We start from the raw sequence: 22,188 nt of genomic DNA, 5'->3' as shown, positions 1-22,188 counted from the left end.
ACAAGCTTAAAACACATAAGCAGCAGATAAGTCGTTAGCGGTTATCTGCTGCTGTGATGACAAAGAGCGCAATTATTTATCGAAATGGATCACGCTGCGAATGCTCTTGCCTTCATGCATCAAGTCGAAGGCTTCGTTGACTTGCTCAAGTCCCATAGTGTGGGTGATAAAGTCATCGAGCTTAAACTCACCTGCTAGGTATTGTTCAACGATTTTAGGTAATTGCGAGCGTCCTTTTACGCCACCGAAGGCTGAGCCTCGCCATACGCGACCTGTCACCAGTTGGAACGGACGGGTAGAAATCTCCTGCCCTGCGCCTGCAACACCAATGATCACTGATTCGCCCCAGCCCTTGTGGCAACACTCGAGCGCGCTGCGCATCACATTGACATTACCGATACATTCGAAGGAGTAATCCACGCCGCCATCGGTCATCTCGACAATCACCTCTTGAATAGGTTTGTCGAAATTTTTAGGATTAATACAATCGGTTGCACCTAATTTACGGGCAAGTTCGAATTTAGATTCGTTAATATCAATGGCAATAATCCGGCTGGCTTTAGCCATGGTCGCACCAATAACGGCCGAAAGACCGATACCACCTAGGCCGAAAATCGCTACGGTCGCGCCTTCTTCCACCTTAGCGGTGTTCATTACGGCGCCCATACCTGTCGTCACACCACAACCTAGCAGACAGATCTCTTCTAATGGCGCAGTTTTATTGACCTTAGCCAATGAAATTTCAGGTAATACAGTGTACTCAGAGAAGGTAGAACAGCCCATGTAATGGAAAATTGGCTGACCATCTTTATAGAAACGCGTGGTGCCATCTGGCATTAAACCTTTGCCTTGAGTCGCGCGGATCTTCTGGCACAGGTTTGTTTTACCCGATAAACAGAATTTACATTCGCCACACTCAGGCGTGTAGAGAGGGATCACATGGTCGCCCACCTGCACGCTGGTCACGCCTTCGCCCACTTGCTCAACAATACCACCGCCCTCATGGCCGAGGATCGCTGGGAACACGCCTTCAGGATCGTCACCACTTAAGGTAAACGCATCGGTATGGCACACCCCAGTCGCCACGATGCGCACTAATACTTCGCCGGCTTTAGGTAACATCACATCGACTTCTTCAATCTTGAGTGGCTGTCCCGGCCCCCAGGCCACGGCGGCCTTTGACTTGATAAACTGTGGTTTTTCGTTCGACATGCTTGTCTTTCCTTATTTTAATCAATGGGCTTATCGATTTACGGCTTATCCTAGCCCTACTCGCTTGTAAGCATAGATTGAGGTGGACGGATAAGCTTAAAAATAGTGTGCGGTAATGCAGTCACTAGATTGTATTTATTTCCTGAGGATTGATAATCTAGCATTTTGGCAATTCATTTTTACTGAGAAGCAACAATGTACCTTTGGGATGGCATATCAGAATTTGTAGCAGTGGCCGAGGCCGAGAACTTTACCTTGGCCGCACAGCGCCTCAATGTGTCCACCGCCCACGTGAGTCGGCAAATCGGTGCGCTGGAAAATCGCCTCGGCACTAAGCTGTTTTATCGTACAACACGCAAGGTATCGCTCACCGAAGAAGGCACGATTTATTATCGCCATTGCCGCCAATTGCAAACAGGCCTCGAGGAGGCCGAACGGGCGATTACCGATCTAAAAGGTTCACCCCAAGGATTGGTAAAACTCACCGCGCCCGTAGCCTACGGCGAAAAATTTATCATGCCGTTACTCAATGATTTTATGGTGCAATATCCCAGCGTGGAATTTAATGTCGACTTGACTAACAGAACCTTAGATTTGATTGAGGGCGGCTATGATTTGGCCATTCGCCTTGGCAAACTCGCCGACTCCAGCCTGATGGCCAAACCCTTGAGCAGCCGCACCCATTATGTGGCCGCCTCGCCCAGTTATGTTGAAAAATACGGTGAGCCCCATACGCTTTCGGAGTTAAATCAACATAATTGTCTGATCGGGAATCACAATTACTGGCGCTTTATTGAACATGGCCGCGAGCGCAATATTAAGGTACGCGGCAACCTTATCTGCAACAGCGGCTATGCCCTGCGGGATGCAGCGTTAAAAGGCATAGGGATAGTACAACTCCCTGATTATTATATTGAAGAAGATATTCATGCAGGCAAACTTATCTCCTTCCTCGACGCACACCGCGAAGCCAAAGAAGGCATTTGGGCGCTCTACCCCCAAAATCGTCATCTGAGCGCCAAAGTGCGGGTTTTAGTGGATTATTTAGCTGAAAAACTGGCGAGCAGTTAACTCACAACAATTAATCCAATATGAGTGACAATCACCTCGCGGTCGTCAGACGCCCCACCTGTTTAGCGCCAGTTTTCCCTCAAGGTGTAATACAGCATCCCTAGCGCAAGGGCCTGATTACCAAACCATTCATTCAGTGGGATCCGGATATGGCGCATCGCGGCGAAGAGATCAAACTCTCGCATTTGACCATCGATCGCCTGAGCCATGATTTCGGCCATGATATGGGAAGTTGCCACGCCATGGCCGGAATATCCCTGACAATAGAAGATATTCGGCGCTATCTTGCCCAGCTGGGGAATACGGTTAATCACTATCCCCGCCATGCCTGCCCAGGCAAATTCAATATCGACACCTTTTAACTGGGGGAAAGTACGTTCAATCGCCGGGCGCAGCTCGGCGGCAACGTTTTTAGGATCGCGGCCGCTGTAATTGGTGCCACCGCCAAACATCAAACGGTTGTCGGCAGTTAAGCGGTAATAATCCAGCACGAAGCGGCAATCATACACGGCCAAATCCTGCGGATTAAGTTGCTTAGCTAACTCAGCCGGCAATTGGGCTGTCGCACAATTGCCAAGGGAGGCAGGAAATAACATGCCCCGTAGCTTGGGACGGCCCAATTTGTGGTAGGCATTGCCGGCGATGAGCACGCTATTTGCCTTTACCCTTCCCTTTGGCGTGACCACGGTTGCAAGCTCTCCTTGCTGAATATCCAGCACCTGCGAATGTTCAAAAATCTGCGCGCCTAATGAGGCCGCGGCTCGCGCCTCACCAAGGCATAGATTTACCGAATGCAGATGCATATTGCGCCGATTGACTAAACCGCCGTGGTACAAGGGCGAGGCTAAATAGGTGGGCATCTCCTGCTCAGGCACTAAGGTCATAAACTCCCCCATGCCACGGCGATTAGCCTCGTCGAACATTTGCTGTAACTCTGCCATATGTGCGGGGCGATAGGCCGTCTGGATATGACCAAATTTTAAATCACAATCAATGTTGTACTTCGCCACTCTAGTTTTGATGATATCGTGCCCACGCCAGCGAAGATCCCACACATAATCCTCGGCATCCTGACCAAGATGACGCCGTAATTGCTTGGTCATCGCTGCATCGCCAGATAGGCTTCCGGTCACTTGACCACCATTACGGCCAGTCGCGCCCCAAGCAATTTTATTTGCCTCTAATAATGCGACTTTGTAGCCTTTTTCAGACAACTCAACCGCTGTTGCAACACCAGTAAACCCACCGCCGATGATGGCGACATCCACACGGATATCACCTTCAAGTTCAGGATAATCAGACTCTTGCTTAATGGTGGCATTGTAATAAGAGGCACAGCGTTTGGCTGACATAGGGTTTCCTTACACGATGTTATTATGATTTTTCGTTTAATATTTTTTACAAACGTTCAGAATTTTTGAGTATAACTAAGCTATTATCATGGTCAACAGAAGAATGCCCCCTCACAGGGAAATAAGCGAGTTTGGCAAAACAGCTTAAGCCATTGGATTAACGAGGTTAGTGACTTAAGCTAGGCACCACCCGCTAGGATGGTAATAGAATTGACCCTGCGTTATTGTCTCAAGGGTAATCGCCATCAGAAAGACGCATTTCACAAAGATTTATTTAACAATAACTTGTTTAACAATGACCTATCAGGAGAAACTATGCCGCAGGATATACAACCTCAAACAACTGATGTTCTGCCCTTTTCTCAAGCCTGTGAAAATAATAAAGCGCCTATTCTTGCGGTATTAAAAACCGCTTTTGCCAATACCAAACAAGTACTTGAAATCGGCAGCGGCACGGGACAACACGCCGTTTATTTTGCGGCGAATCTCCCTCAACTTTTTTGGCAAACGAGCGATCAAGCGCAATATCTTGAGGGCATTAGTGCAAGATGTTTACAACAAGGTCATCAACTTGGCGTTCATAATCTTGGCTTACCTATTACACTTGATGTGTCACTACCTTGGCCTATCAACGGCCCCCATATCGATGCAGTATTCAGCGCCAATACCTTACATATTATGAGTAAACCCAAGGTGGAAGCATTTTTTAATGGCTTAGGTGAGTATTTACCGCGGCTCAACACCCTATGCCTGTACGGGCCTTTTAACTATCAAGGTCACTATACCAGCGACAGCAATCAGCGATTTGATGACTTATTAAAACAAAGAGATAGTGAAAGCGGTATTCGAGATATTGAATGGATTGTCACCCTTGCCCAAGCCCAAAACTTAACCTTAGTCGAAGATATCGCCATGCCCGCCAACAATCGCTTACTGCATTTTAAACATTTATTGGCGTAGGGCGCTCAATCCCGAACCCAAGATTCGCATCAGTGAAGCATAAGGATGCTGTGACTACTAACACTTAAACCATTATCCATACGCCCTCAAACTATACTGATAATAAGCAACAACTCAGCCCCGCACGCAATTACGGCCATCAGATTTAGCTTCATACAGGGCTTTATCCGCTCTGCTAAACAAGGTTTCTGCATCATCGCCCTTTTGCAAAGAGGCTAAGCCAATCGACACCGTAATGGCGCCCAATGAGAGTTTTTTATCTTTGCCTATCGCTAGGCGCCGCTCGGAGATCCGCTCCCTCAAAGTCTCGGCCACTTGCAGCGCATCATGAAAATGGGTATTAGGCAGCAACACCACAAATTCCTCACCGCCGTAACGGGCGACAAAGTCATCACCACGCACACATTGTTTTAAAGCCAGCGCAACATAAGCCAAGACTTTGTCGCCGATTTGATGCCCATAGGTGTCGTTAAATATCTTAAATCTGTCAATATCCACAAGTAATAAACTACAACGGGTTTGTTGTTCCTCCGCACGATGGATATGGTCTTGAATAGCAATTTCGTAAGCTCGGCGGTTATGTAACGAAGTCAATTGATCTGTCATTGCTGCCAGACTTAAATTTTCCATTTCAGCTTTTAAGTTTTGTACTTCTTGTCCCATGGCATTGAGGCTCTGCTCCATGGCTTGGTTATTAACCAATAGGCTCTGCATTTCATCAAGCACCCCATCGACTAATTGATTTAACGTATTCACATCGGGCGTTGATTGCAGTTGCAATCCAAAATCCGCCAAGGTGCTTGTAAATGCTTCCGTCCCTTGGGTTAGCTGAGTAATTTTACTGATGAGAGAGTTAATCAGTATCTGAGTTTCTATCTGGACATTCTCGATGACTTCAGGGGACTTCTCTTGAATAAAATTCTTGTACAGACTGGTATTCACTTCTTTGGTAAATACGACATTGTTAGCAAGAAAACCATCAATAGCACGATTAAGATCTAAGTTTGACTGAGCAAAATACTCATACCAAACGGTGTAATTTTCTGGCGTAACCGGTATATCAAGCGCAGACATTTGCGGTACAGCTAAACGTAAAATTTGAGCCGCTGAATCGAGCTCTTTATTTGCTGCAGGAAAAGACATGAATCATGCATCCATGAGTTGTTATAATTTTGTATAACTTAAGTTAACTCAACTGCTTCGTTTTGGATACTGGGTAAAATGATTATTATGATGGCGCGCAAAAACAAAAAGAGGATGTTGCCATCCTCCTTTAATTTTTTATGTTATGCCAAAAGCGGCTCAACCTCGGCAGTGGGCAAAAATATCCAATTCAGGCTGATAAACCTGAGTTTGAACATTCATTAATCCCAATAGGCTATCGAATAAATTGTCATGGGAAAATCCCCCCTTTTCAGCTTCTTTAGCAAGACAAGCCATATTCAAGTGATTATCTTGACTAAAGTCCTCAGAAAACCAAGCCAGCATAGGAATACTCGTTTGCTCAATAGGCGCTATGCTGTAAGGGGCGCCATGCAAGTACATGCCTTTCTCACCCAAAGACTCGCCATGATCGGAGAGATAAAACATGGCGGTATCAAATTTTTCTTGCTGCTGTTTAAGTTTATTGACAACCTGACTAAGAATGTAATCGGTATATAAGATAGTGTTGTCGTAGGTATTCATTAACGCTTCAGCAGTGCAATTTTGAATATCACTACGTGGGCAATCCGGCGTAAATTTACGGTGCTCTGGCGGATAACGTAGATAATAGGTCGGCCCGTGACTGCCAATAATATGTAACGCAATCACGGTATCTTTTTGCTCGGCGTTAGCTAATGCTTCATCAAGTTTGTTCAACAAAACTTGATCAAAGCAATATTGACCGGAGCACAACTCAGGATCGCTCTTTAAATCGATAGTGATGTTCTCAACCTGATCGCACACGCCTTTACAACCCGAGTCATTATCAAACCATTGCACCTTAATCCCGCCATGATTCAGTACATCAACGGCCGTGTCTTGGGCATAGGCACGGCGGGAATCATAGTCATCGCGTCCCATGCGGGAAAACATGCAAGGCAGCGATACTGCGGTTGCCGTTCCACAAGAATGGGTATCCTTAAAGACCAGTAATCCTTGCCCCTGAGTATGGGCGTTAGTCGGTTTATCATAACCATAGTATTGATAGTTCATCGAACGAGCCGTTTCCCCAACCACCAGCACTAATAAATTGGGCTTACCGTTGGCATTGGGACTGACATTTTTTGCATCCAAGCCAAGCTGTTCATATTTGATTGGTGTTTGTAGGTAATGCACATTGATGTACTTAGCCGCCGCACCAATAAAATAGGTCGGCACGATATAACGCTTAATCTCATCATTATTGCGGCCAAAGGAAGCGTAGTCTTGGAAATAGAAGAAGGCGATAATCCCAAGCCCTGCTAACATCGCCAGCATAAACAACACTTTATGTAGTAACTCTTTGAAAAATGGCTTGTATTGGATATCAGCTTTGTAAATCAAATAGGCTGGCAAAATCCCCGTAAGCAGCATATTGAGTATGGAAGCAAAATTGACATACATCAGCGCTTCAGCGCTGTTGGTTTGAAAGGTGTTTTCAATCATGCCGTAATCAAACACGATATTGTATTTTAAGGCCGCAAAAAACACGCTAGATGATAATAAAGTGAGGATGATAAAAAAGGGCTTTAGCAGATACTTCACTGTAAACAGCGAAAACACAAAACTCAGCGCAAAGATCAAAAATAACGGCATACTGGCGATAAAAACCGGATCGACATCAGGTTGTTTTTCAATGCCTTTTTTGATGATTTCAAACAGTGGGATATTAAAAACGCAAACGTAAAATACTGCGGTGATAAAAGTGAAACGATTCACGGTTAGGGTTTTAAATCTCGTCAGCACTGGTTATGGTCTCTCAAATCAATAGTGGGCCGAAGCTAACTTAGTTTTCTTAAGGCAATCTTATGCCCTACAATTTGCGCCATCTTAGCAAGTCGTCAGATTCTCCTCAATTAAATAATCTTTATAATTAACAAGTTATAATGCGGATTAAAAAAACGGCCGAATCTGAAGGCATTCGACCGTTTTTGACTCCCCAACCTATAGGGACTTGCTGGGAACTAACCCCAGCTTGTTAATTTACTGCGGTAACAAGTGCGATTATTTTAACTGCTGTAATAAGTAGGCAAACGCCATTGAATTTAGTTCCGCAGCTTGATTATTATCTGCAGCCCCAGCATGCCCACCTTCGATATTTTCATAGTAAAGCACATCAATACCCATATCCTTCATCTTAGCCACCATCTTGCGGGCGTGCCCTGGATGTACCCTGTCGTCACGGGTTGAGGTAGTGAAGAACACCTTAGGATAATGCTTATCCTTGTGCAGATTATGGTATGGCGAATAAGTTTTAATGTAAGCCCATTCCTCTGGCACATCGGGATTTCCGTATTCCCCCATCCAACTTGCGCCGGCGAGTAACTTATTGAAACGGTACATGTCGAGTAAAGGCACTTGGCAGACCACGGCATTGTAGAGATCGGGACGACGGGTAAAGGCGGCGCCCATCAGCAAACCACCGTTACTGCCGCCTTGAATGCCTAGATGCTTGCTCGAGGTGATCTTACGGGCGATCAAATCCTCAGCGATGGCCTCAAAGTCCTCGTAGGCCTTATGACGATTCTGCTTAAGCGCCGCTTGATGCCACGCAGGACCATACTCGCCGCCACCTCGGATATTGGCCAGTACATACACACCGCCCTGCTCTAACCAGTTTTTACCAATGGTAGCTGAATACGCTGGGCGAAGAGACACTTCAAATCCGCCATAACCATAAAGCAGTGTTGGATTGCTGCCATCGAGCTTAAGATTTTTTGCCATCACCACAAAATAAGGCACTTTGGTACCATCCTTTGAGGTGGCAAAATATTGCTCGGTTTTAAATTTATCCGCCGCAAACTGCTGAGGCATACCTTTGATTTTTTGAGGTTTAAGCGCCTTAGCATTGACGGTATACAGGCTCGATGGCTCAAGGAAGCTAGTGTAGTTGACGAAGAAATCGTCACTGTCACGCTCCATATCCATCACAGTTAGCGCGCCGTTGGCCTCAAAGGGCACTGGCGTGCTTTGCCATGCGCTTTTTTCATCTTGCTCGTAGCGAACCAGCTTGCTCTTCACGTTATCGAGCCAATTAACAAAAATCGCGCTCTTACTGAAACTTAGCTGCGCGATAGATGCTGTTGGGGTTGGGCTCACAAATTCAGTAAACGCCGCTTTTTGGGCAATTAAATCCGCCACATTGGCGTACACCACAGCGCCTTGGCCGAATGTCGCAGCAGGCGTTGCTAAGTCACTTTTTAGCTCAATAAACAATTTGCCTTGGAAATAGCCTTTAATCTCGGCATCTTGTGGGATTGGCAGCTTAGTCAGTTTTCCGTCTTGATAAACATATTGGGTGGCGGTGTAAAAGGTATGTGCTTCTGTGACTAGGCTGAGCGGGGTTTTATCGTCGAACATCACCCAACCCGATACCGCGACAGAGGTTTTATCCCCACTAAAAATCGTTTTCGCTTGCTCAAGTGGCGTACCACGTTGCCATAACTTCACCACGCGGGGGTAACCCGAGTCCGTCATGCTTTGGCCATCGCCAAAGTCGGTGCCGACAAATGCATGGTCTTTATCTATCCAACTTAGGCTAGATTTCGCTTCTTTTAAAAAGAATGGCTTATCTTTTGCTGGCACAAAATCTTTAGTGGTTAAATCAAATTCACGCACTTCCACCGCATCGGCGCCGCCACGGGATAAAGACACAAAACAACGTTGATTATCGGGATATTGGCAATCAATGCTCTTAAATACCCAGTTAACCGATTCCAACTTACCTAAAGCATCGACATCAAGCACGGTTTCCCACTTGGGTTGCGCCTTTGTGTATTCTTCCATGGTCGTGCGGCGATAAATCCCCCGGACATGGGTATCGTCCTTCCAAAAGTTATACAGCTTGTCGCCGATGTGGGTGGCGTAAGGAATACGCTCTTTGTCATTGAGGATAGCGAGGCTATTTGCGACTAAGGTATCAAACCCTTTGAAGGCTTTAATTTCGGCGGCAGAAGCGGCATTTTGGGTCTTAACCCATTCCATAGGCTTGGCGCCTTCAACCTCTTCAAGCCAAATATACTTGTCTTCTTGCGCGTGAACTTGAGCAGTCATAGTGAGCACACCTGCGATGCACCAAGGCAGTAATTTACGATTCATGTTATTCCTTTTTAAACAGAGCCCTTAAACATAGTCCTTAAACAGAGCCCTTAAATTGATTCCATCTTAATTTCTGCTCTACATTACCTTAATTGATTTTCAGTTCAACTTTTAATCCAACAAGAATGTAACAAAAGATAAGATATTGTAATCACGGATGATTAATCGAGAATGAATCGAAAATATTCAAGATGTTGTGTCATAAAAAAAGCGCCCATCGGGGCGCTTTAATCGTGACTTAATGAGCTACATAAATGTGCAATTAAAACTCTTGGTTCATCCGCGTCAGCAGGTTCAGCAGCACGCTGCGCTCCTCCGCGCTCATTTTAGCGGTGAGATCGGTCGTTAATTGCAAATGCAGCGCATCATGCTCAAGGAACAGTGCTTGACCCTTTTCGGTTAACTCGACCAGAATCGAGCGCCTATCGGTTTCGTGCGGGCGGCGCACAACCCATTGGGATTCGACCATCTTATCGATTTGCACCGTAAGCGTGCCAGTCGTTACCCCAATTTTATCAGCAAGTTCCTTCATCCGCATCGCGCCGTGCACTCCCAATAATTCAATGGTGTGAACCTGTGATAGGCTAAAACCCTTATCACGCACGATAGCATGCTCCCAAGATGATAATTTTTCATAAAACTCAATAATCACATGGTTTAACGCCTGATCCGTGGAATGGACGGCCGAGGCTGATAGAGCATCATGCTGCGGTGCAACTGTCATTAGGCTTCCTTAGCGACACACTCACGTTGACGACAAGTATGCAGCTCAATAGTAATATGGGATAACTCAGGGAACTTAGTCAGTAACTGATTAAAATAACTGGCTTCTTTCGGTGAGTGGGACACTATGGATAACATAATAGCATGGTGATCGGCACTCACGCGCCAAATATGTAAATCGGCGACTTGGTGATCAGGCACCGCTTCAATGGTTTCGCGCACTTTACGCTGTAACGCTGCATTTACCCCGCCGTCGAGCAAAATTGGACTCGTTTGCTGAATCAATCCCCATGACCAGCGGCTGATAATAATTGCCCCTACAATCCCCATAATCGGGTCGAGCCAAGTTAAGCCCATATATTTGCCGAATAAGAGTGCGGCAATCGCCAGCACTGAGGTTAATGCATCGGCTAATACGTGAAAATAAGCGGCTCTCAGGTTGTGATCATGCCCCGAATGCCCATGGGAATGTCCATGTGCGTGGTTGTGTGAATGGTCGTCATGGTCATGGTCATGGTCATGGTCATGGTCATGGTCATGGTCATGGTCATGGTCAGCAGCATGATGATCGTGCCCATGGCAGCAATGATTATCTTGATGAGCCTTATGGTCATCGTTCTCATCATCATGATCATGTGCGTGAGTGTGACCATGAGAGTGACCGTGTGAATGCCCATGTGAATGTCCATGGTCGTGGGAGTGATGGTCTTTCAACAAAAACACGCTTAATACGTTCACACTTAATCCAATCAAGGCTACGAAAATGGCCTCATTAAAGTGAATATTCTCAGGGTTTATCAAACGCATCCCTGATTCGATAAGCATGATAAGTGCAACCAGTCCTAAGGCGATGGCGCTGGTATAACCGCCAAGGACACTCACTTTACCGGTACCAAAGGCAAAGGTTGGATCATTGGCATGCTTACGGGCATAGGAATAGGCAAACAGCGTAATCATAAAGGCGGCGGCATGAGTGCCCATATGCCAACCATCGGCCAGCAATGCCATAGAGCCGTATATCGTGCCCGCCACAATCTCGGCCACCATAGTGATAACCGTTAAATACAGCACATAACGGGTATTTTTTTCGCCAGCAGTATTTTGTGTAGAGAATCCATGGGGATGTTGCCATTGGGCAATGGAGTGTCCAACGCCATGACTTGGCTGCGGCGTTGTTGTTGAAGGGGTTATTTTCATTATTTTTTCCTACGTTCCCTGCCCTTATCTGACCGATTTGGACAAAAGTACCTGTGGTGTTTGATGATGTCTGCCAACATTTTAGTTTGAAAATCAAAATATATAAATATCAAAATAATCATTTTTCAAACTATTTGCAGAAATATTGCCGACAATCACGAGATGTTAAAACGGACAGATACGGAAAACGGCGGAGTCTAGAAACACAAAGGCGCTTAAATCAACCGATTTAAGCGCCTTAACACAGGATTTGATTAGAATGCGGTATCAGAACATAGATACGAAGAATGCACTGAAAAATAAAGCAATTACAACTGTAGTACCTAGCGCCATTTTAAGTTCGGTGTTCATATTCACTCTCCTAGTGGGTATGAACCCATTATTATCAAGCCTGCGATAAATGCCTATATTGAGATAGTTATTTTGTGAGCAAGACCTAAATTATCCTGTACTTTTCACATCGCGTTTAATGGTGACGTGATACAGCTCACACCATGCAATCTCGCCTAGCGCACATCAACTCAAAAATCAAGGCATAGCAATTCGCTTATTCGATTAACATTAAGACTCGATTAACAATGATTTTTGTTATAATGCCGGCATAATTCATTGACCGAGATAATCCTATGTCACAACTGTTACACACAATGATCCGCGTTGGTAACTTAGAGCGCAGTATTAATTTTTACACTCAAATACTTGGCATGAAGCTGCTACGCACCTCAGAAAACCCAGAATACAAATATTCTTTAGCCTTCGTGGGCTACGGTGAAGAATCAACAGGCCAAGCGGTGATTGAATTGACCTATAACTGGGGCACTGAAAAATACGATCTCGGCACAGGCTTTGGCCATATCGCCATTGGTGATGAAGACATTTATGCTCGTTGTGAAGCCATTGCCGCCGCAGGCGGTAAAGTCACCCGCGCGCCTGGCCCTGTTGCGGGTGGCACCACCGAAATCGCCTTTGTGGAAGACCCTGACGGCTATAAGATTGAATTTATTCAAATGAAATCGGCAACCCAAGGTTTAGGTTAAACCTATTATCTTCCAACGTCTGATATAAAAACGGCGCTTGCAGTGTATGCAAACGCCGTTTTCTTTGCTCGTTGATAAATGCCAACACTACAGATTATCGCTTGCCCTCGGCGGCCATCGCGATACGGCTGCTGCGCTTCTTCTGCCAAATGGGTAAACGCCATGCGAGCAACAAACCAAAACCGAGGATATACAGACTCGGTTCGATGATTTCGGATTTGACCGACCAATAAAAATGGATCGGTGCTAGTATCGCCACGACATACACTCCATTGTGCAGCGTTTGCCAACGGCGGCCCATTTTTCGCATTAAGACCTTAAATGAGGTAATCGCTAAGGCGCTCACAATCACATAAGCCACAGCACCAACTAAAATATAAGGCCGTTTCGCCACCTCGCTGAAAAACAACTCCCAGGCAAACAGCAGATCTAAGCTGAAAAACGCCACAATATGCAGTGTGGCATAGGCAAACACATACAAGCCGACAAGCCTGCGAGTCTGCATTAACCAACCTAACTTAAATCTCTTGGCAATAGGTGAAATCAGTAGTGTTGCCAGTAGCGCATTGAGTGCGCCAATTCCAGTAAAGTGGATAATATGCTGCACAGGGTCGCCGCCCGCACGCCCCGACAGCACAGTAAAAACCAACCAAGTAATCGGGATAAACCCAATCAAATGAAAAACTAACTTTACCCAGAGCAGCTGTTTTGGTGTGACTCTTAACGCCGTGATGTTGAACATAAGACTCCTACTCTTTTCCCCTTTAAAGGCGCTAACCACTATCTCACTAGACAGATATTGCAACTTGTTCGCTAGGCGCAATCGATTGCGCCTAGAATACGGTCACCGAATGGGTTAATAAAACTGCCTCAAATCCATGCCGTCATATAAAGAGGCCACAAACTCGCCATAGCCATTAAAAGGCAATGTATCGATGCGCTGCGCCGAGAATAACCCACCTTCACCGATGCGCCGCTCACTCGCCTGTGACCACCGGGGATGATCGACAGCTGGGTTCACATTGGCATAAAACCCATACTCATGGGGTGCGAGTTGATTCCAGCTGGTGGGTGGCTGCTTGTCCATCACCCGAATACGCACAATCGATTTAATGCTCTTAAAACCATATTTCCACGGCACCACTAAGCGGATCGGCGCACCGTTTTGCGGCGGCAGGGTTTTACCATACAGCCCGACTGACATCAGCGTCAGTTCATTCATCGCCTCGGCAATGGTTAAGCCTTCCACATATGGATAATGAATGCCACCGCCCATTAAACGGCTTTTTTGTCCTGGCATTTGCTCGGGATCGAAGGCGGTCTCAAAAGCAACATATTTTCCCTTGCTGGTTACGCCCACTTTTTTCAATAACGCCGCAAGTGGAAATCCAACCCAAGGGATCACCATCGACCAAGCTTCAACGCAGCGCAGTCGATAAGTACGCTCTTCAAGCGGAAACAGCTTAGTCAGATCCTGATAATCAAGCGTCATGGGGCGCTCAACTTCGCCTTCAATACGCAATTGCCAAGGGTCGACTTTATACTGCTGCGCATTATCAGACGGGTCTTGTTTGCTGGTACCAAACTCATAAAAGTTATTATGGGTTGTGACCTTATCAAATGGTGTAAGCACCTCACCCTGACCAAAGCGCGCATTGGCCTCAAAAGTCAGTGGCGTGGTGATAAAGCTGGTTTTGGGCTGATCACCAAACAGATCAAATAATCCCGCCTGCACATAACCTGGGATACTGGCACCAATCGCACCTAACCCCATGGCTTTCACTATGTGGCGACGTGCCTTAAAGACCGACTCAGGAGTAACTTGATTGTCTTGTATATGCCAGCGTGCTTTTTTCAAAATACCCGGTGTAAAACGTGATTGATTAGCCAATTGACACCTCTGCAGAAATAAAATGTTATGTACCGGCTTTTGCTAACGCTAAGCGCTCACCCATAAAGCTCAGGTAAATTAACCTGTGTTGATAAGCTTAGGGATATAGACACAGAAAACCGCAAAAAAATTTCATCTCTCACACTATATCAACCTAAGCGACTAAGTCTTGCTCATTTGAGTCATCAGCTAAACAGATTGTTTATTAAAGCACTTGAAGCCTTTCTAGGGGCATGCGACCCTAAGCGCCATCGCAAAAGGAGTGCTAGTAAGATGCCATTTTCTCAATCTTTTTCCCTCGCCCAGATCATCGGCCTAATCGCCGTGGCCTTTTTAGGACTGTTAATCGGTGCCCTACTCAATCAACGTCTCACCCGTTCTCGCTGGCAACAGTTTAAGGACGAATTAGAACAAGAAATGCGCCAAGTGAACGAAGATGCAGAGCTTTCCCTCGCGCAGCAGCAAATCTTAGTGGACGATAAAGATAGCCAACTCCGTCAATGCCAGCAGCGCCTAGAGCAAAAAATCGAACATCTAGGCAAAGCCGAGGCCTTAGCCGAGCGCGTGCCGAGTTTAGAGCAGCAATTAAACGATAGTCATCGCCGTCAACTCGAATTACAACTGGCGTTGTCTAAATCCAATGCCCTACAACAAACTATTCAGGCCAAAGCGGATGCCCAGCAAGAATCACTGCGGGAAAAGATCGCCACCCTTGAAAGTGCCGAAGTACGTCTGCAAACCCAATTTGAAAATCTTGCCAACCGTATTTTCGAAGAGCGCAGCGAAAACTTTAAACACCAAAACGCCAATCAATTAGAAGGCGTACTTGGGCCGTTAAAGCAACAGTTAGAAGGTTTTAGGCAGCAAATCCGCGAATCCTATAACCATGAGCAATCCGAGCGTAGTGCACTCAAACATCAATTAGAGCACTTGCGTGAGCTCAACTTAAAAATGAGCCAAGATGCCATTAACCTGACAAAAGCCCTAAAAGGCGATAACAAGCAGCAAGGTAACTGGGGAGAGGTCATTTTAGACCGCGTGCTGCAAGAAAGCGGCCTGCGCGAAGGCCACGAGTACCATACCCAACAGGATCTCAAAGACGACAGCGGCAAACGCTTTAAGCCCGATGTCATCGTGCATTTGCCTGAAAATAAAGACGTGGTGATCGATGCTAAGATGTCACTTATCAGCTACGAGCGCTATTTTAATAGTGAAGATCCGCTGGTGCGCGAACAGGCCATCAATGAGCATGTGCTATCCATACGCAACCACATTAAAGGCTTGAGCCAAAAAGATTATCAGCGTTTACACGGGCTTAAAAGCTTAGATTATGTGCTGATGTTTATCCCCATCGAGCCCGCATTTTTGTTGGCTTTAGAGCATGACCCAAGCCTTATTAACTTTGCCCTTGAGCAAAATATTATGCTGGTCAGCCCAACCAACCTCTTGGTTGCCCTGCGTACCATCAATAATATCTGGCGTTACGAGTATCAAAACCAACACGCCCAAACCATTGCCAAACAAGCAGGCCGGATCTACGACAAACTCTGCGGCTACCTCGACGATATGGAAAAACTTGGCCGCGCTTTAGATAACGCCGAGAAAACCTATCACAGTGCCATGAATAAATTATCCTCTGGCAAAGGCAATTTGGTGCGTCAAGCGCATTTAATGCAGCAACTGGGTGTTGATACCAGCAAACAACTCGATAAGATGTTACTTGAGAAGGCGCTCAATGAAGCCTTAGACGACAGTGATATTGATGAAACCAGCGAGTTCGAAAACGATAGCTCAGCTAAAACAACTGAACACCAAACCAGGGTAACAAAAATTGAGGATGCCACCGCACTCGAACAACTCAACACCCAAACGCAGCAAAACGCCTAAATCACTATTAATCCTGAATCGATAGGGAAAAATCGATTGTAACCTTGATGCCCGGAGGCAAGTTCTGCATGTGCAACCCATTCACAAAGATGGTGTTATCCAGCGCAATTATTATCGCAGGTGCATTTAATGCCTCTGCGGCTTTTGCTTTAACGTCGACCCAAAAGACTTTTCTTGAGGCTGAAAAAGCCTTGAAGAAACAAGACTATGCAACCTATAAGCCCCTGCGTGCTAAGTTAGGTGAATATCCGCTGGCGATCTACTTAGACCATGATATCGATATAGGTCGGCTCAATGATTTACGCGGTAATGACGCTAAGTTTTTGATAGATAAATATCAAACAACACCAATGTACCAAAGACTGCGTTCGAAATATTTATTGAATGCTGGTAGCCAAAAGCGCTGGAACGATTTTCTGACGCTGGCTCAAGATGCGCCAACCGATGTCAGGCTACAGTGTTATTTTTATGAGGCAAAACTTGCCAAAGGTGAAACTCAAACCGCCTATACCGCCGCGCAGTCGCTATGGGTCTATGGTGATTCCCGTCCGAAAGAATGTGACCCTCTGTTCAATGCTTGGACCAAAGCGGGCAAGCGCACTCAAGAGGTGATTTGGGCACGGATGTTAGTGAGCTTCGATGAAGGCCAAACCAGTCTTTTGAGCTTTCTATCGCAAAAAATTACGGTCCATAGCGCCGAAGCCAAACGCTTAGTCGCGGTATTTAAAGATCCCAATAGCCTGCGCCATACTGAAAAATTTAAAGACAAAAACCCTATTGTTGGCGATATCGTTGCTGCTGGGTTAAAACGCCTTGCCCGTAAGGATCTCGACCAAGCCATCGATTTATATACTCGGTATCAAAAAGCCAAACGTTTTAGTCCCGCGCAAGATCTACAGCTGCAAAAGTATCTGGTGCGCCGAGTATTGATTGAGCAGGATGATAATTTTAAAGACTGGGCCGATAATCTGCTGCCAGAGATGAAAAGCGACGATATGTTCGAACGTCGTTTACGTTGGGCGATTCGCGAGCAGGACAGCACCCATATTGCCCGCTACTTAGATTTATTATCACCTGAAGCTCAAGCCAAAGAACGCTGGCAATATTGGCTGTATCGCACCAATGCCAAACACGCCCCAGAAAGCGCCACCAAAGCCCTAGCGGCCGTTAGCAATGAGCGCGGCTTTTACGGTTTTGCCGCCTCACAATTATTGAATAAACCCGTATCGCTAAATCAAAGTCCTGAGCCGGTTATCAATGGGAACAGTCCAAAACTCGAAGATGATTTGGGTTTTGTGCGAGTACAGGAGCTGATGGCGCTCGATCGTTATTTCGATGCCCGTTATGAATGGGTGGCACTGCTCAAACGTAGCAATAATGACATGCGTGCTCGTTATGGCCGTTATGCCCATGATCAAGGCTGGTATGACTTTGGCGTCGAAGCCAGTATTCAAGGCAAACTTTGGGACGACATTCCCCTACGCTTCCCAATGGCGCATCAATCGGGCTTTGAACATGCGAGCAAAAAGCACAAAGTTAATATCGATGAAATCCGCGCCATTAGCCGACGCGAAAGTGCGTTTTTCCTCTATGCAACGTCTGGCGTTGGTGCCCGCGGTTTAATGCAAATTATGCCCGCGACCGCCAAGGCTACAGCAAAAAAACACGGTGCTAAGTACAACGATCCAAAGGATCTCTACAGTGCCGAACTTAACTTAAACTTAGGCAGCGCCTATTACGCCCAATTATTGAAGGAGTTCAATCAAAACCGCGTATTAGCCACAGCCGCTTATAACGCAGGCCCATCAAGGGTTCGCCGCTGGTTATCGGAATCAAATGGTCAACTCGATGCGATGAGTTTTATCGAGTCTATTCCCTTCTCCGAAACCCGCGAATATGTACAAGCCGTGTTAAGTTATCGTTTGATTTACGAAGCGCAAAAACAACAACCACAGCCTTTATTTAACGAGGCTGAGCTGAAGTTCCATTACTAAGGACAAGACTAAATGTAATAAAGGTGGCAAAGGCCACCTTTATTGCATTCACTAACATAATACCGTTTCAAATTCATATCGTTAAGCTATGTATATAAAATCAGCAAACGCACATCACTCAGGCAAACTTATTTGCACTTAGCACTATTAAATGCGAATAATTAGCAATTAGTCATTATCCATGCGTTGCTACATGCTCAAGCTCAGCGGTTTATCCTTAAGTTGCGAATACCAACCCTTCGTTTGCCCTCACACTAAACACATTCATGGTTATGAAGCACTCGCCCGTTTCTACCTTGAGCAAGGTCAAGCCATCGCTCCTAATCTGGTATTTGAGCAGTTACACGAGAACAGCGATGCACTTGCTTCGATCGAGTATCAGGCCAAAGCCTTTCAGCTTAAACACGCCCCCGCTGAACAAAGCTTATTTGTGAATGTCGATCCCCATGCAGCTAACGGCGTGCATACCCAAAAGTTACTCGACCTACTCTCCAGTCACCCGCAAGTCACAGTAGAGATTATTGAGAATACCTGCATTAATGACGCCGAGCTTGCCAATCAACTGTTTCATCAATTTAAAGCAGCCAATATTAACGTGGCACTTGATGATATCGGTGCGCCCCACTCCATGCTGTCGGTCGATTTAATGATGAATGTGGATTATCTGAAGTTTGATCGTCACTGGCTAAATTTAGTTGCCGAACCTCACGGCATCGCACTACTCAGTGCATTGATTGAATTTGGCAAACGCACTGGCAAACAATGTATCCTCGAAGGCATAGAAACCGACGCCCAGCTCCAGCTAGCCCGTGAACTAAATGTCGATCTAGTACAGGGATTTTTATTTAAACCTTGGTTTATCCGCCCAGAGCAAAGCGAAAAGTTAATTTGTTAGGAAGAATAAAGTGTTATACAAAAATGGCAGAGTGCATATTGGTTTGCCGCCATTAATAATGTTAATGGTTCTTCGAATTTTATAGTCACATAGTGCAGATATTGATTGTCATTGTTTTTCCAGCAACGCTGCCAAAGCTGAATCGAATATGGCATTAATACATTGCCACTACTTCCCCAGTGACACGCCGCCTATTTATTTAACAAGAAGTATCCCTATAGGCTCGACGGCGGCATCTTCAACACATTGAAGTGTAAATACCGCGTTCACATGGCCGATGATGTTCCCAACATCATAGTGGCATTTCCCATATCCCTATGGGTCAGATGTGAAAGAGCGGCAATGCTGCCAACGGACACTGTTGCAACAATGCCATTCTTAACGATCATTGAACTATTCATCTGGCTAAAGGCTTTTGCCCCAAAACGAGATAAGTTTGTCGTCAGGTGTGTAGGATGAATTGTCATTGTTTCCCCAGTGACACGCCGTGCTCTTTGTTTAAAAAGCAGTGTCCCTATAGGCTCGACGGCGGTATCTGCAACACATGGAAGTGTAAATGCCGCGTTCACATGGATGTGAAAGAGCGGCCATGCCGCCAACGGTCACAGTTGCAACAATAGCAATTTTGACGACCATTGCACTGTTCATTTGGCAAAAAAGCTAATGCCCCATTCCTAGTTAGCAAAGTAGTATCTAGCTCACTTTAACATCAGTATGTTGACTCAATTTTAGTAATGCTACAGAGTTACAAAAGGACTCTGACATTTATAATGTGTCTAACGGGCTAGTTGTTCCCGCAAAATGTTGGCCAAGTACATGTGTATAGATTTGTGTGGTACTAACGTCATTGTGGCCCAGTAACTCTTGAACACTTCTTATATCACGACCAGCTTGAAGTAAATGGGTTGCGAAGCTATGCCTAAACGTATGGCAGGTGACGCGTTTATTCATTTGAATATTACGCACGGCATTCCCGAGCGCTTTACGAATAACACTTTGATGTAAATGATGCCTGCAAAGTGTTCCTGTATAAGGATTGATACAGGTTGTGCTGGAAGGAAAAATAAACATCCACCCGTGTTGCCTAAACGCATTGGGATACTTACGTTCTAATGCATTTGGCAGAGATGGACCTATCCCTTGCTGGTTATCATTCTGTTGAATTTTAATAGCCTTTTCAATATATGTAGTGAGCTTTTCTGCGCATCTATGGCTGAGGATGGTTTGCCTATCTTTATGTCCTTTACCGTCTCTAACGGTCAGCGAAGCTCTCACAATATCAATATCTTGGATACGTAACCTGAGGCATTCTGAAACTCTTAGTCCACTACCATAGAGTAGTTCTATTATTAGCCTATCGCGGCCATCAAGTTCATTTAATATTAGTGAGATTTCTGATGGGGATAACACTGTCGGTAAATGTCTCTGTTTAGTGGCATAGCAAAAACCTAAATCCCCAAGCTCATGGTGCAAATGCTTCTGATATAAATAGGCTAATGCGTTAAGTGCAATTTTTTGTGTGTTGATGGCCACATTTCGTTGATTGGCAAGGAAGGTTAAAAATTGTGTAACTTCTTCCGTTCCCATTGTTTCAGGGTGACGTTTGTTGTGAAAGTTAATAAAGGCCTTGATCCAATAGAGATAGGTTTTTTCCGTTCTAATACTGTAACCACGCATACGCATTTCTTCTTGAAGGCCGCTTAGAAATGGGCTTTTTAGACTCATGATAATCCTCGCTCTTAAATACTGTTATTTTATACAGTATTATTTAAAATTCCCGGATATCAAGGAAAATAGTGGAAAAATTTTGCGCGTTTGTACACGGACTAATTTATATAATTATTTTATTTCAATCAGTTATGTGCTTGCGATTTGAGATAATAGGTTTGGAAAACGCGCATGCGCGTTTTTCCAGATAGTATATTTGAAGAGAAGCTGATAAGTTATTTGCAATACAAGTAGTTAACTGTGCGCGTTTTTACTGGTCAAACGAGGTAAACGCGCATGCGCACTAATAAAATGTTAGCTTTACAACCAAAAAGGAGAAGAAGTATGGCAGGTATGATGTTTTGTCGCGGGTGCGGCAAAGAGATTCACGAAAGTGCTCGATCCTGCCCCCATTGTGGGGCAGTTCAGCGAACTGGGGGACAAGGTAAGAGCAAAGTTGTTGCGGGTGTTCTTGCCTTATTTCTTGGTGGCTTGGGCATTCATCGGTTTTATCTGGGGCAGTGGTGGGGGCTTTTCTATCTGCTTTTCGTTTGGACATTCATTCCCTCAATCATTGCGTTCATTGAAGCCATAGTGTTTTTTTGTACCAATGATGCTGCATGGGAACAAAAGTATGGCCAAACATAAAACGAAAGCTAACAATAGCATGCAGCGGACGGCGCTTCGCGCCTCCGCTGATGCTGGGCGTTAAACCCATAGAATTTTTAATCCGAAACTCAAAAATTAGAGTTGGGGATCTAACACGCTTTTGTCCCAAAACGTGTTGTTTATTTCTTTAAAATTTACAGGCGACACAGATGCTAAATAGGTGAGTCGTGGCGATTAGCGAGACGACCGTCCGCCCCACGGACGGGGCGGTCAAGCACCCACGGATGGACTCGCTGCGCGTCGTTGAGCAAATGCCATAGCTCACCTATATATCTATGCTTCAAAGCTCCAAGCACAGTAAGACCTACATAAG

Annotated in this window: 18 protein-coding genes; 7 read left to right on the top strand and 11 right to left on the bottom strand. The window is 45.5% G+C overall.

Going from position 1 to position 22,188, the window contains the following annotated elements; genetic code table 11:
• Nucleotides 1–72 precede the first annotated feature (72 nt).
• Nucleotides 73–1,212, bottom strand: a complete 1,140-nt coding sequence (locus CEQ32_RS03635) for an S-(hydroxymethyl)glutathione dehydrogenase/class III alcohol dehydrogenase (protein WP_037429804.1) — start codon at nt 1,210–1,212, stop codon at nt 73–75.
• 195 nt (nt 1,213–1,407) lie between these two features.
• Between CEQ32_RS03635 and CEQ32_RS03630 the strand changes: the two genes are divergently transcribed.
• Nucleotides 1,408–2,283 carry a LysR substrate-binding domain-containing protein gene (locus CEQ32_RS03630; protein ID WP_055646627.1) on the top strand — a complete coding sequence of 292 codons (876 nt, stop codon included), beginning with the start codon at nt 1,408–1,410 and terminating at the stop codon, nt 2,281–2,283.
• Between the two features lie 62 nt (nt 2,284–2,345).
• Here the strand turns inward: CEQ32_RS03630 and CEQ32_RS03625 are convergent, their stop codons facing one another.
• A complete protein-coding gene (locus tag CEQ32_RS03625; RefSeq protein ID WP_088585523.1) occupies nt 2,346–3,635 on the bottom strand; it encodes an NAD(P)/FAD-dependent oxidoreductase in 1,290 nt (429 codons plus the stop codon).
• 315 nt (nt 3,636–3,950) lie between these two features.
• Here CEQ32_RS03625 and CEQ32_RS03620 point away from each other — a divergent pair, with 315 nt between their 5' ends.
• A complete protein-coding gene (locus CEQ32_RS03620) occupies nt 3,951–4,595 on the top strand; it encodes a DUF938 domain-containing protein (RefSeq protein ID WP_088586939.1) in 645 nt (214 codons plus the stop codon).
• Nucleotides 4,596–4,709: 114 nt separating this feature from the next.
• Here the strand turns inward: CEQ32_RS03620 and CEQ32_RS03615 are convergent, their stop codons facing one another.
• From CEQ32_RS03615 to dmeF, 5 genes are all read right to left on the bottom strand, one after another.
• On the bottom strand, nt 4,710–5,738 hold the full coding sequence (locus tag CEQ32_RS03615) for a GGDEF domain-containing protein (RefSeq protein WP_047539657.1): 1,029 nt from the start codon (nt 5,736–5,738) through the stop codon (nt 4,710–4,712).
• A gap of 159 nt (nt 5,739–5,897) precedes the next feature.
• A complete protein-coding gene (locus tag CEQ32_RS03610) occupies nt 5,898–7,523 on the bottom strand; it encodes a phosphoethanolamine transferase (RefSeq protein ID WP_088585522.1) in 1,626 nt (541 codons plus the stop codon).
• Nucleotides 7,524–7,781: 258 nt separating this feature from the next.
• Nucleotides 7,782–9,875 carry a prolyl oligopeptidase family serine peptidase gene (locus CEQ32_RS03605; RefSeq protein ID WP_088585521.1) on the bottom strand — a complete coding sequence of 698 codons (2,094 nt, stop codon included), beginning with the start codon at nt 9,873–9,875 and terminating at the stop codon, nt 7,782–7,784.
• 262 nt (nt 9,876–10,137) lie between these two features.
• Nucleotides 10,138–10,599, bottom strand: a complete 462-nt coding sequence (locus tag CEQ32_RS03600; RefSeq protein ID WP_037417825.1) for a MarR family winged helix-turn-helix transcriptional regulator — start codon at nt 10,597–10,599, stop codon at nt 10,138–10,140.
• Nucleotides 10,599–11,795 (bottom strand): CDF family Co(II)/Ni(II) efflux transporter DmeF, encoded by a 1,197-nt coding sequence (gene dmeF / locus CEQ32_RS03595; protein ID WP_088585520.1) that lies wholly within the window; start codon nt 11,793–11,795, stop codon nt 10,599–10,601. Before dmeF ends, CEQ32_RS03600 begins: the two co-directional genes overlap by 1 nt.
• 626 nt (nt 11,796–12,421) lie before the next feature.
• Here dmeF and gloA point away from each other — a divergent pair.
• Nucleotides 12,422–12,832 (top strand): lactoylglutathione lyase, encoded by a 411-nt coding sequence (gloA, locus tag CEQ32_RS03590; protein WP_037417829.1) that lies wholly within the window; start codon nt 12,422–12,424, stop codon nt 12,830–12,832.
• Nucleotides 12,833–12,926: 94 nt separating this feature from the next.
• Here gloA and msrQ read toward each other — a convergent pair whose 3' ends face one another.
• The gene (msrQ, locus tag CEQ32_RS03585) at nt 12,927–13,574 is read right to left on the bottom strand and encodes a protein-methionine-sulfoxide reductase heme-binding subunit MsrQ (protein WP_037431360.1); all 648 of its coding nucleotides are present in this window, start codon (nt 13,572–13,574) and stop codon (nt 12,927–12,929) included.
• Between the two features lie 114 nt (nt 13,575–13,688).
• Nucleotides 13,689–14,723 carry a protein-methionine-sulfoxide reductase catalytic subunit MsrP gene (gene msrP / locus CEQ32_RS03580; protein ID WP_069454838.1) on the bottom strand — a complete coding sequence of 345 codons (1,035 nt, stop codon included), beginning with the start codon at nt 14,721–14,723 and terminating at the stop codon, nt 13,689–13,691.
• A 273-nt stretch (nt 14,724–14,996) separates the two neighbouring features.
• On the opposite strand from msrP, the gene rmuC reads away from it, so the two are divergent.
• From rmuC to CEQ32_RS03565, 3 genes are all read left to right on the top strand, one after another.
• Entirely contained in the window at nt 14,997–16,610 is a 1,614-nt protein-coding gene (gene rmuC, locus CEQ32_RS03575) for a DNA recombination protein RmuC (protein WP_088585519.1), read from the top strand.
• 68 nt (nt 16,611–16,678) lie between these two features.
• Nucleotides 16,679–18,604: a transglycosylase SLT domain-containing protein gene (locus tag CEQ32_RS03570; RefSeq protein WP_088585518.1), complete on the top strand. Its 1,926-nt coding sequence runs from the start codon at nt 16,679–16,681 to the stop codon at nt 18,602–18,604.
• A 193-nt stretch (nt 18,605–18,797) separates the two neighbouring features.
• Nucleotides 18,798–19,499, top strand: a complete 702-nt coding sequence (locus CEQ32_RS03565) for an EAL domain-containing protein (RefSeq protein WP_037431641.1) — start codon at nt 18,798–18,800, stop codon at nt 19,497–19,499.
• Between the two features lie 266 nt (nt 19,500–19,765).
• Here the strand turns inward: CEQ32_RS03565 and CEQ32_RS03560 are convergent, their stop codons facing one another.
• Together CEQ32_RS03560 and CEQ32_RS03555 are read right to left on the bottom strand one after the other, a co-directional pair.
• The gene (locus CEQ32_RS03560; protein WP_226871866.1) at nt 19,766–19,966 is read right to left on the bottom strand and encodes a hypothetical protein; all 201 of its coding nucleotides are present in this window, start codon (nt 19,964–19,966) and stop codon (nt 19,766–19,768) included.
• Between the two features lie 298 nt (nt 19,967–20,264).
• The gene (locus CEQ32_RS03555) at nt 20,265–21,224 is read right to left on the bottom strand and encodes an integron integrase (RefSeq protein WP_055646947.1); all 960 of its coding nucleotides are present in this window, start codon (nt 21,222–21,224) and stop codon (nt 20,265–20,267) included.
• 327 nt (nt 21,225–21,551) lie between these two features.
• Between CEQ32_RS03555 and CEQ32_RS03550 the strand changes: the two genes are divergently transcribed.
• Nucleotides 21,552–21,854: a zinc-ribbon domain and TM2 domain-containing protein gene (locus tag CEQ32_RS03550; protein WP_088585517.1), complete on the top strand. Its 303-nt coding sequence runs from the start codon at nt 21,552–21,554 to the stop codon at nt 21,852–21,854.
• Nucleotides 21,855–22,188: the final 334 nt, after the last annotated feature.

The organism is Shewanella sp. FDAARGOS_354 (genome assembly GCF_002209245.2).
GTDB lineage: Bacteria > Pseudomonadota > Gammaproteobacteria > Enterobacterales > Shewanellaceae > Shewanella > Shewanella xiamenensis.
The sequence above is the reverse complement of the archived record's forward strand: the minus strand, read 5'-3'. Positions and strand labels throughout refer to the sequence as shown.

What these genes read in the sequence shown, in the direction of transcription:
- CEQ32_RS03565 (WP_037431641.1), top strand. Translation starts at nt 18,798, where the DNA reads ATGCTCAAGCTCAGCGGTTTATCCTTAAGTTGCGAATACCAACCCTTC.
- CEQ32_RS03615 (WP_047539657.1), bottom strand. Translation starts at nt 5,738, where the DNA reads ATGTCTTTTCCTGCAGCAAATAAAGAGCTCGATTCAGCGGCTCAAATT.
- CEQ32_RS03600 (WP_037417825.1), bottom strand. Translation starts at nt 10,599, where the DNA reads ATGACAGTTGCACCGCAGCATGATGCTCTATCAGCCTCGGCCGTCCAT.
- CEQ32_RS03605 (WP_088585521.1), bottom strand. Translation starts at nt 9,875, where the DNA reads ATGAATCGTAAATTACTGCCTTGGTGCATCGCAGGTGTGCTCACTATG.
- rmuC (WP_088585519.1), top strand. Translation starts at nt 14,997, where the DNA reads ATGCCATTTTCTCAATCTTTTTCCCTCGCCCAGATCATCGGCCTAATC.
- CEQ32_RS03555 (WP_055646947.1), bottom strand. Translation starts at nt 21,224, where the DNA reads ATGAGTCTAAAAAGCCCATTTCTAAGCGGCCTTCAAGAAGAAATGCGT.
- CEQ32_RS03625 (WP_088585523.1), bottom strand. Translation starts at nt 3,635, where the DNA reads ATGTCAGCCAAACGCTGTGCCTCTTATTACAATGCCACCATTAAGCAA.
- gloA (WP_037417829.1), top strand. Translation starts at nt 12,422, where the DNA reads ATGTCACAACTGTTACACACAATGATCCGCGTTGGTAACTTAGAGCGC.
- CEQ32_RS03635 (WP_037429804.1), bottom strand. Translation starts at nt 1,212, where the DNA reads ATGTCGAACGAAAAACCACAGTTTATCAAGTCAAAGGCCGCCGTGGCC.
- CEQ32_RS03620 (WP_088586939.1), top strand. Translation starts at nt 3,951, where the DNA reads ATGCCGCAGGATATACAACCTCAAACAACTGATGTTCTGCCCTTTTCT.
- CEQ32_RS03630 (WP_055646627.1), top strand. Translation starts at nt 1,408, where the DNA reads ATGTACCTTTGGGATGGCATATCAGAATTTGTAGCAGTGGCCGAGGCC.
- CEQ32_RS03570 (WP_088585518.1), top strand. Translation starts at nt 16,679, where the DNA reads ATGTGCAACCCATTCACAAAGATGGTGTTATCCAGCGCAATTATTATC.
- msrQ (WP_037431360.1), bottom strand. Translation starts at nt 13,574, where the DNA reads ATGTTCAACATCACGGCGTTAAGAGTCACACCAAAACAGCTGCTCTGG.
- dmeF (WP_088585520.1), bottom strand. Translation starts at nt 11,795, where the DNA reads ATGAAAATAACCCCTTCAACAACAACGCCGCAGCCAAGTCATGGCGTT.
- CEQ32_RS03550 (WP_088585517.1), top strand. Translation starts at nt 21,552, where the DNA reads ATGGCAGGTATGATGTTTTGTCGCGGGTGCGGCAAAGAGATTCACGAA.
- CEQ32_RS03560 (WP_226871866.1), bottom strand. Translation starts at nt 19,966, where the DNA reads ATGACAATTCATCCTACACACCTGACGACAAACTTATCTCGTTTTGGG.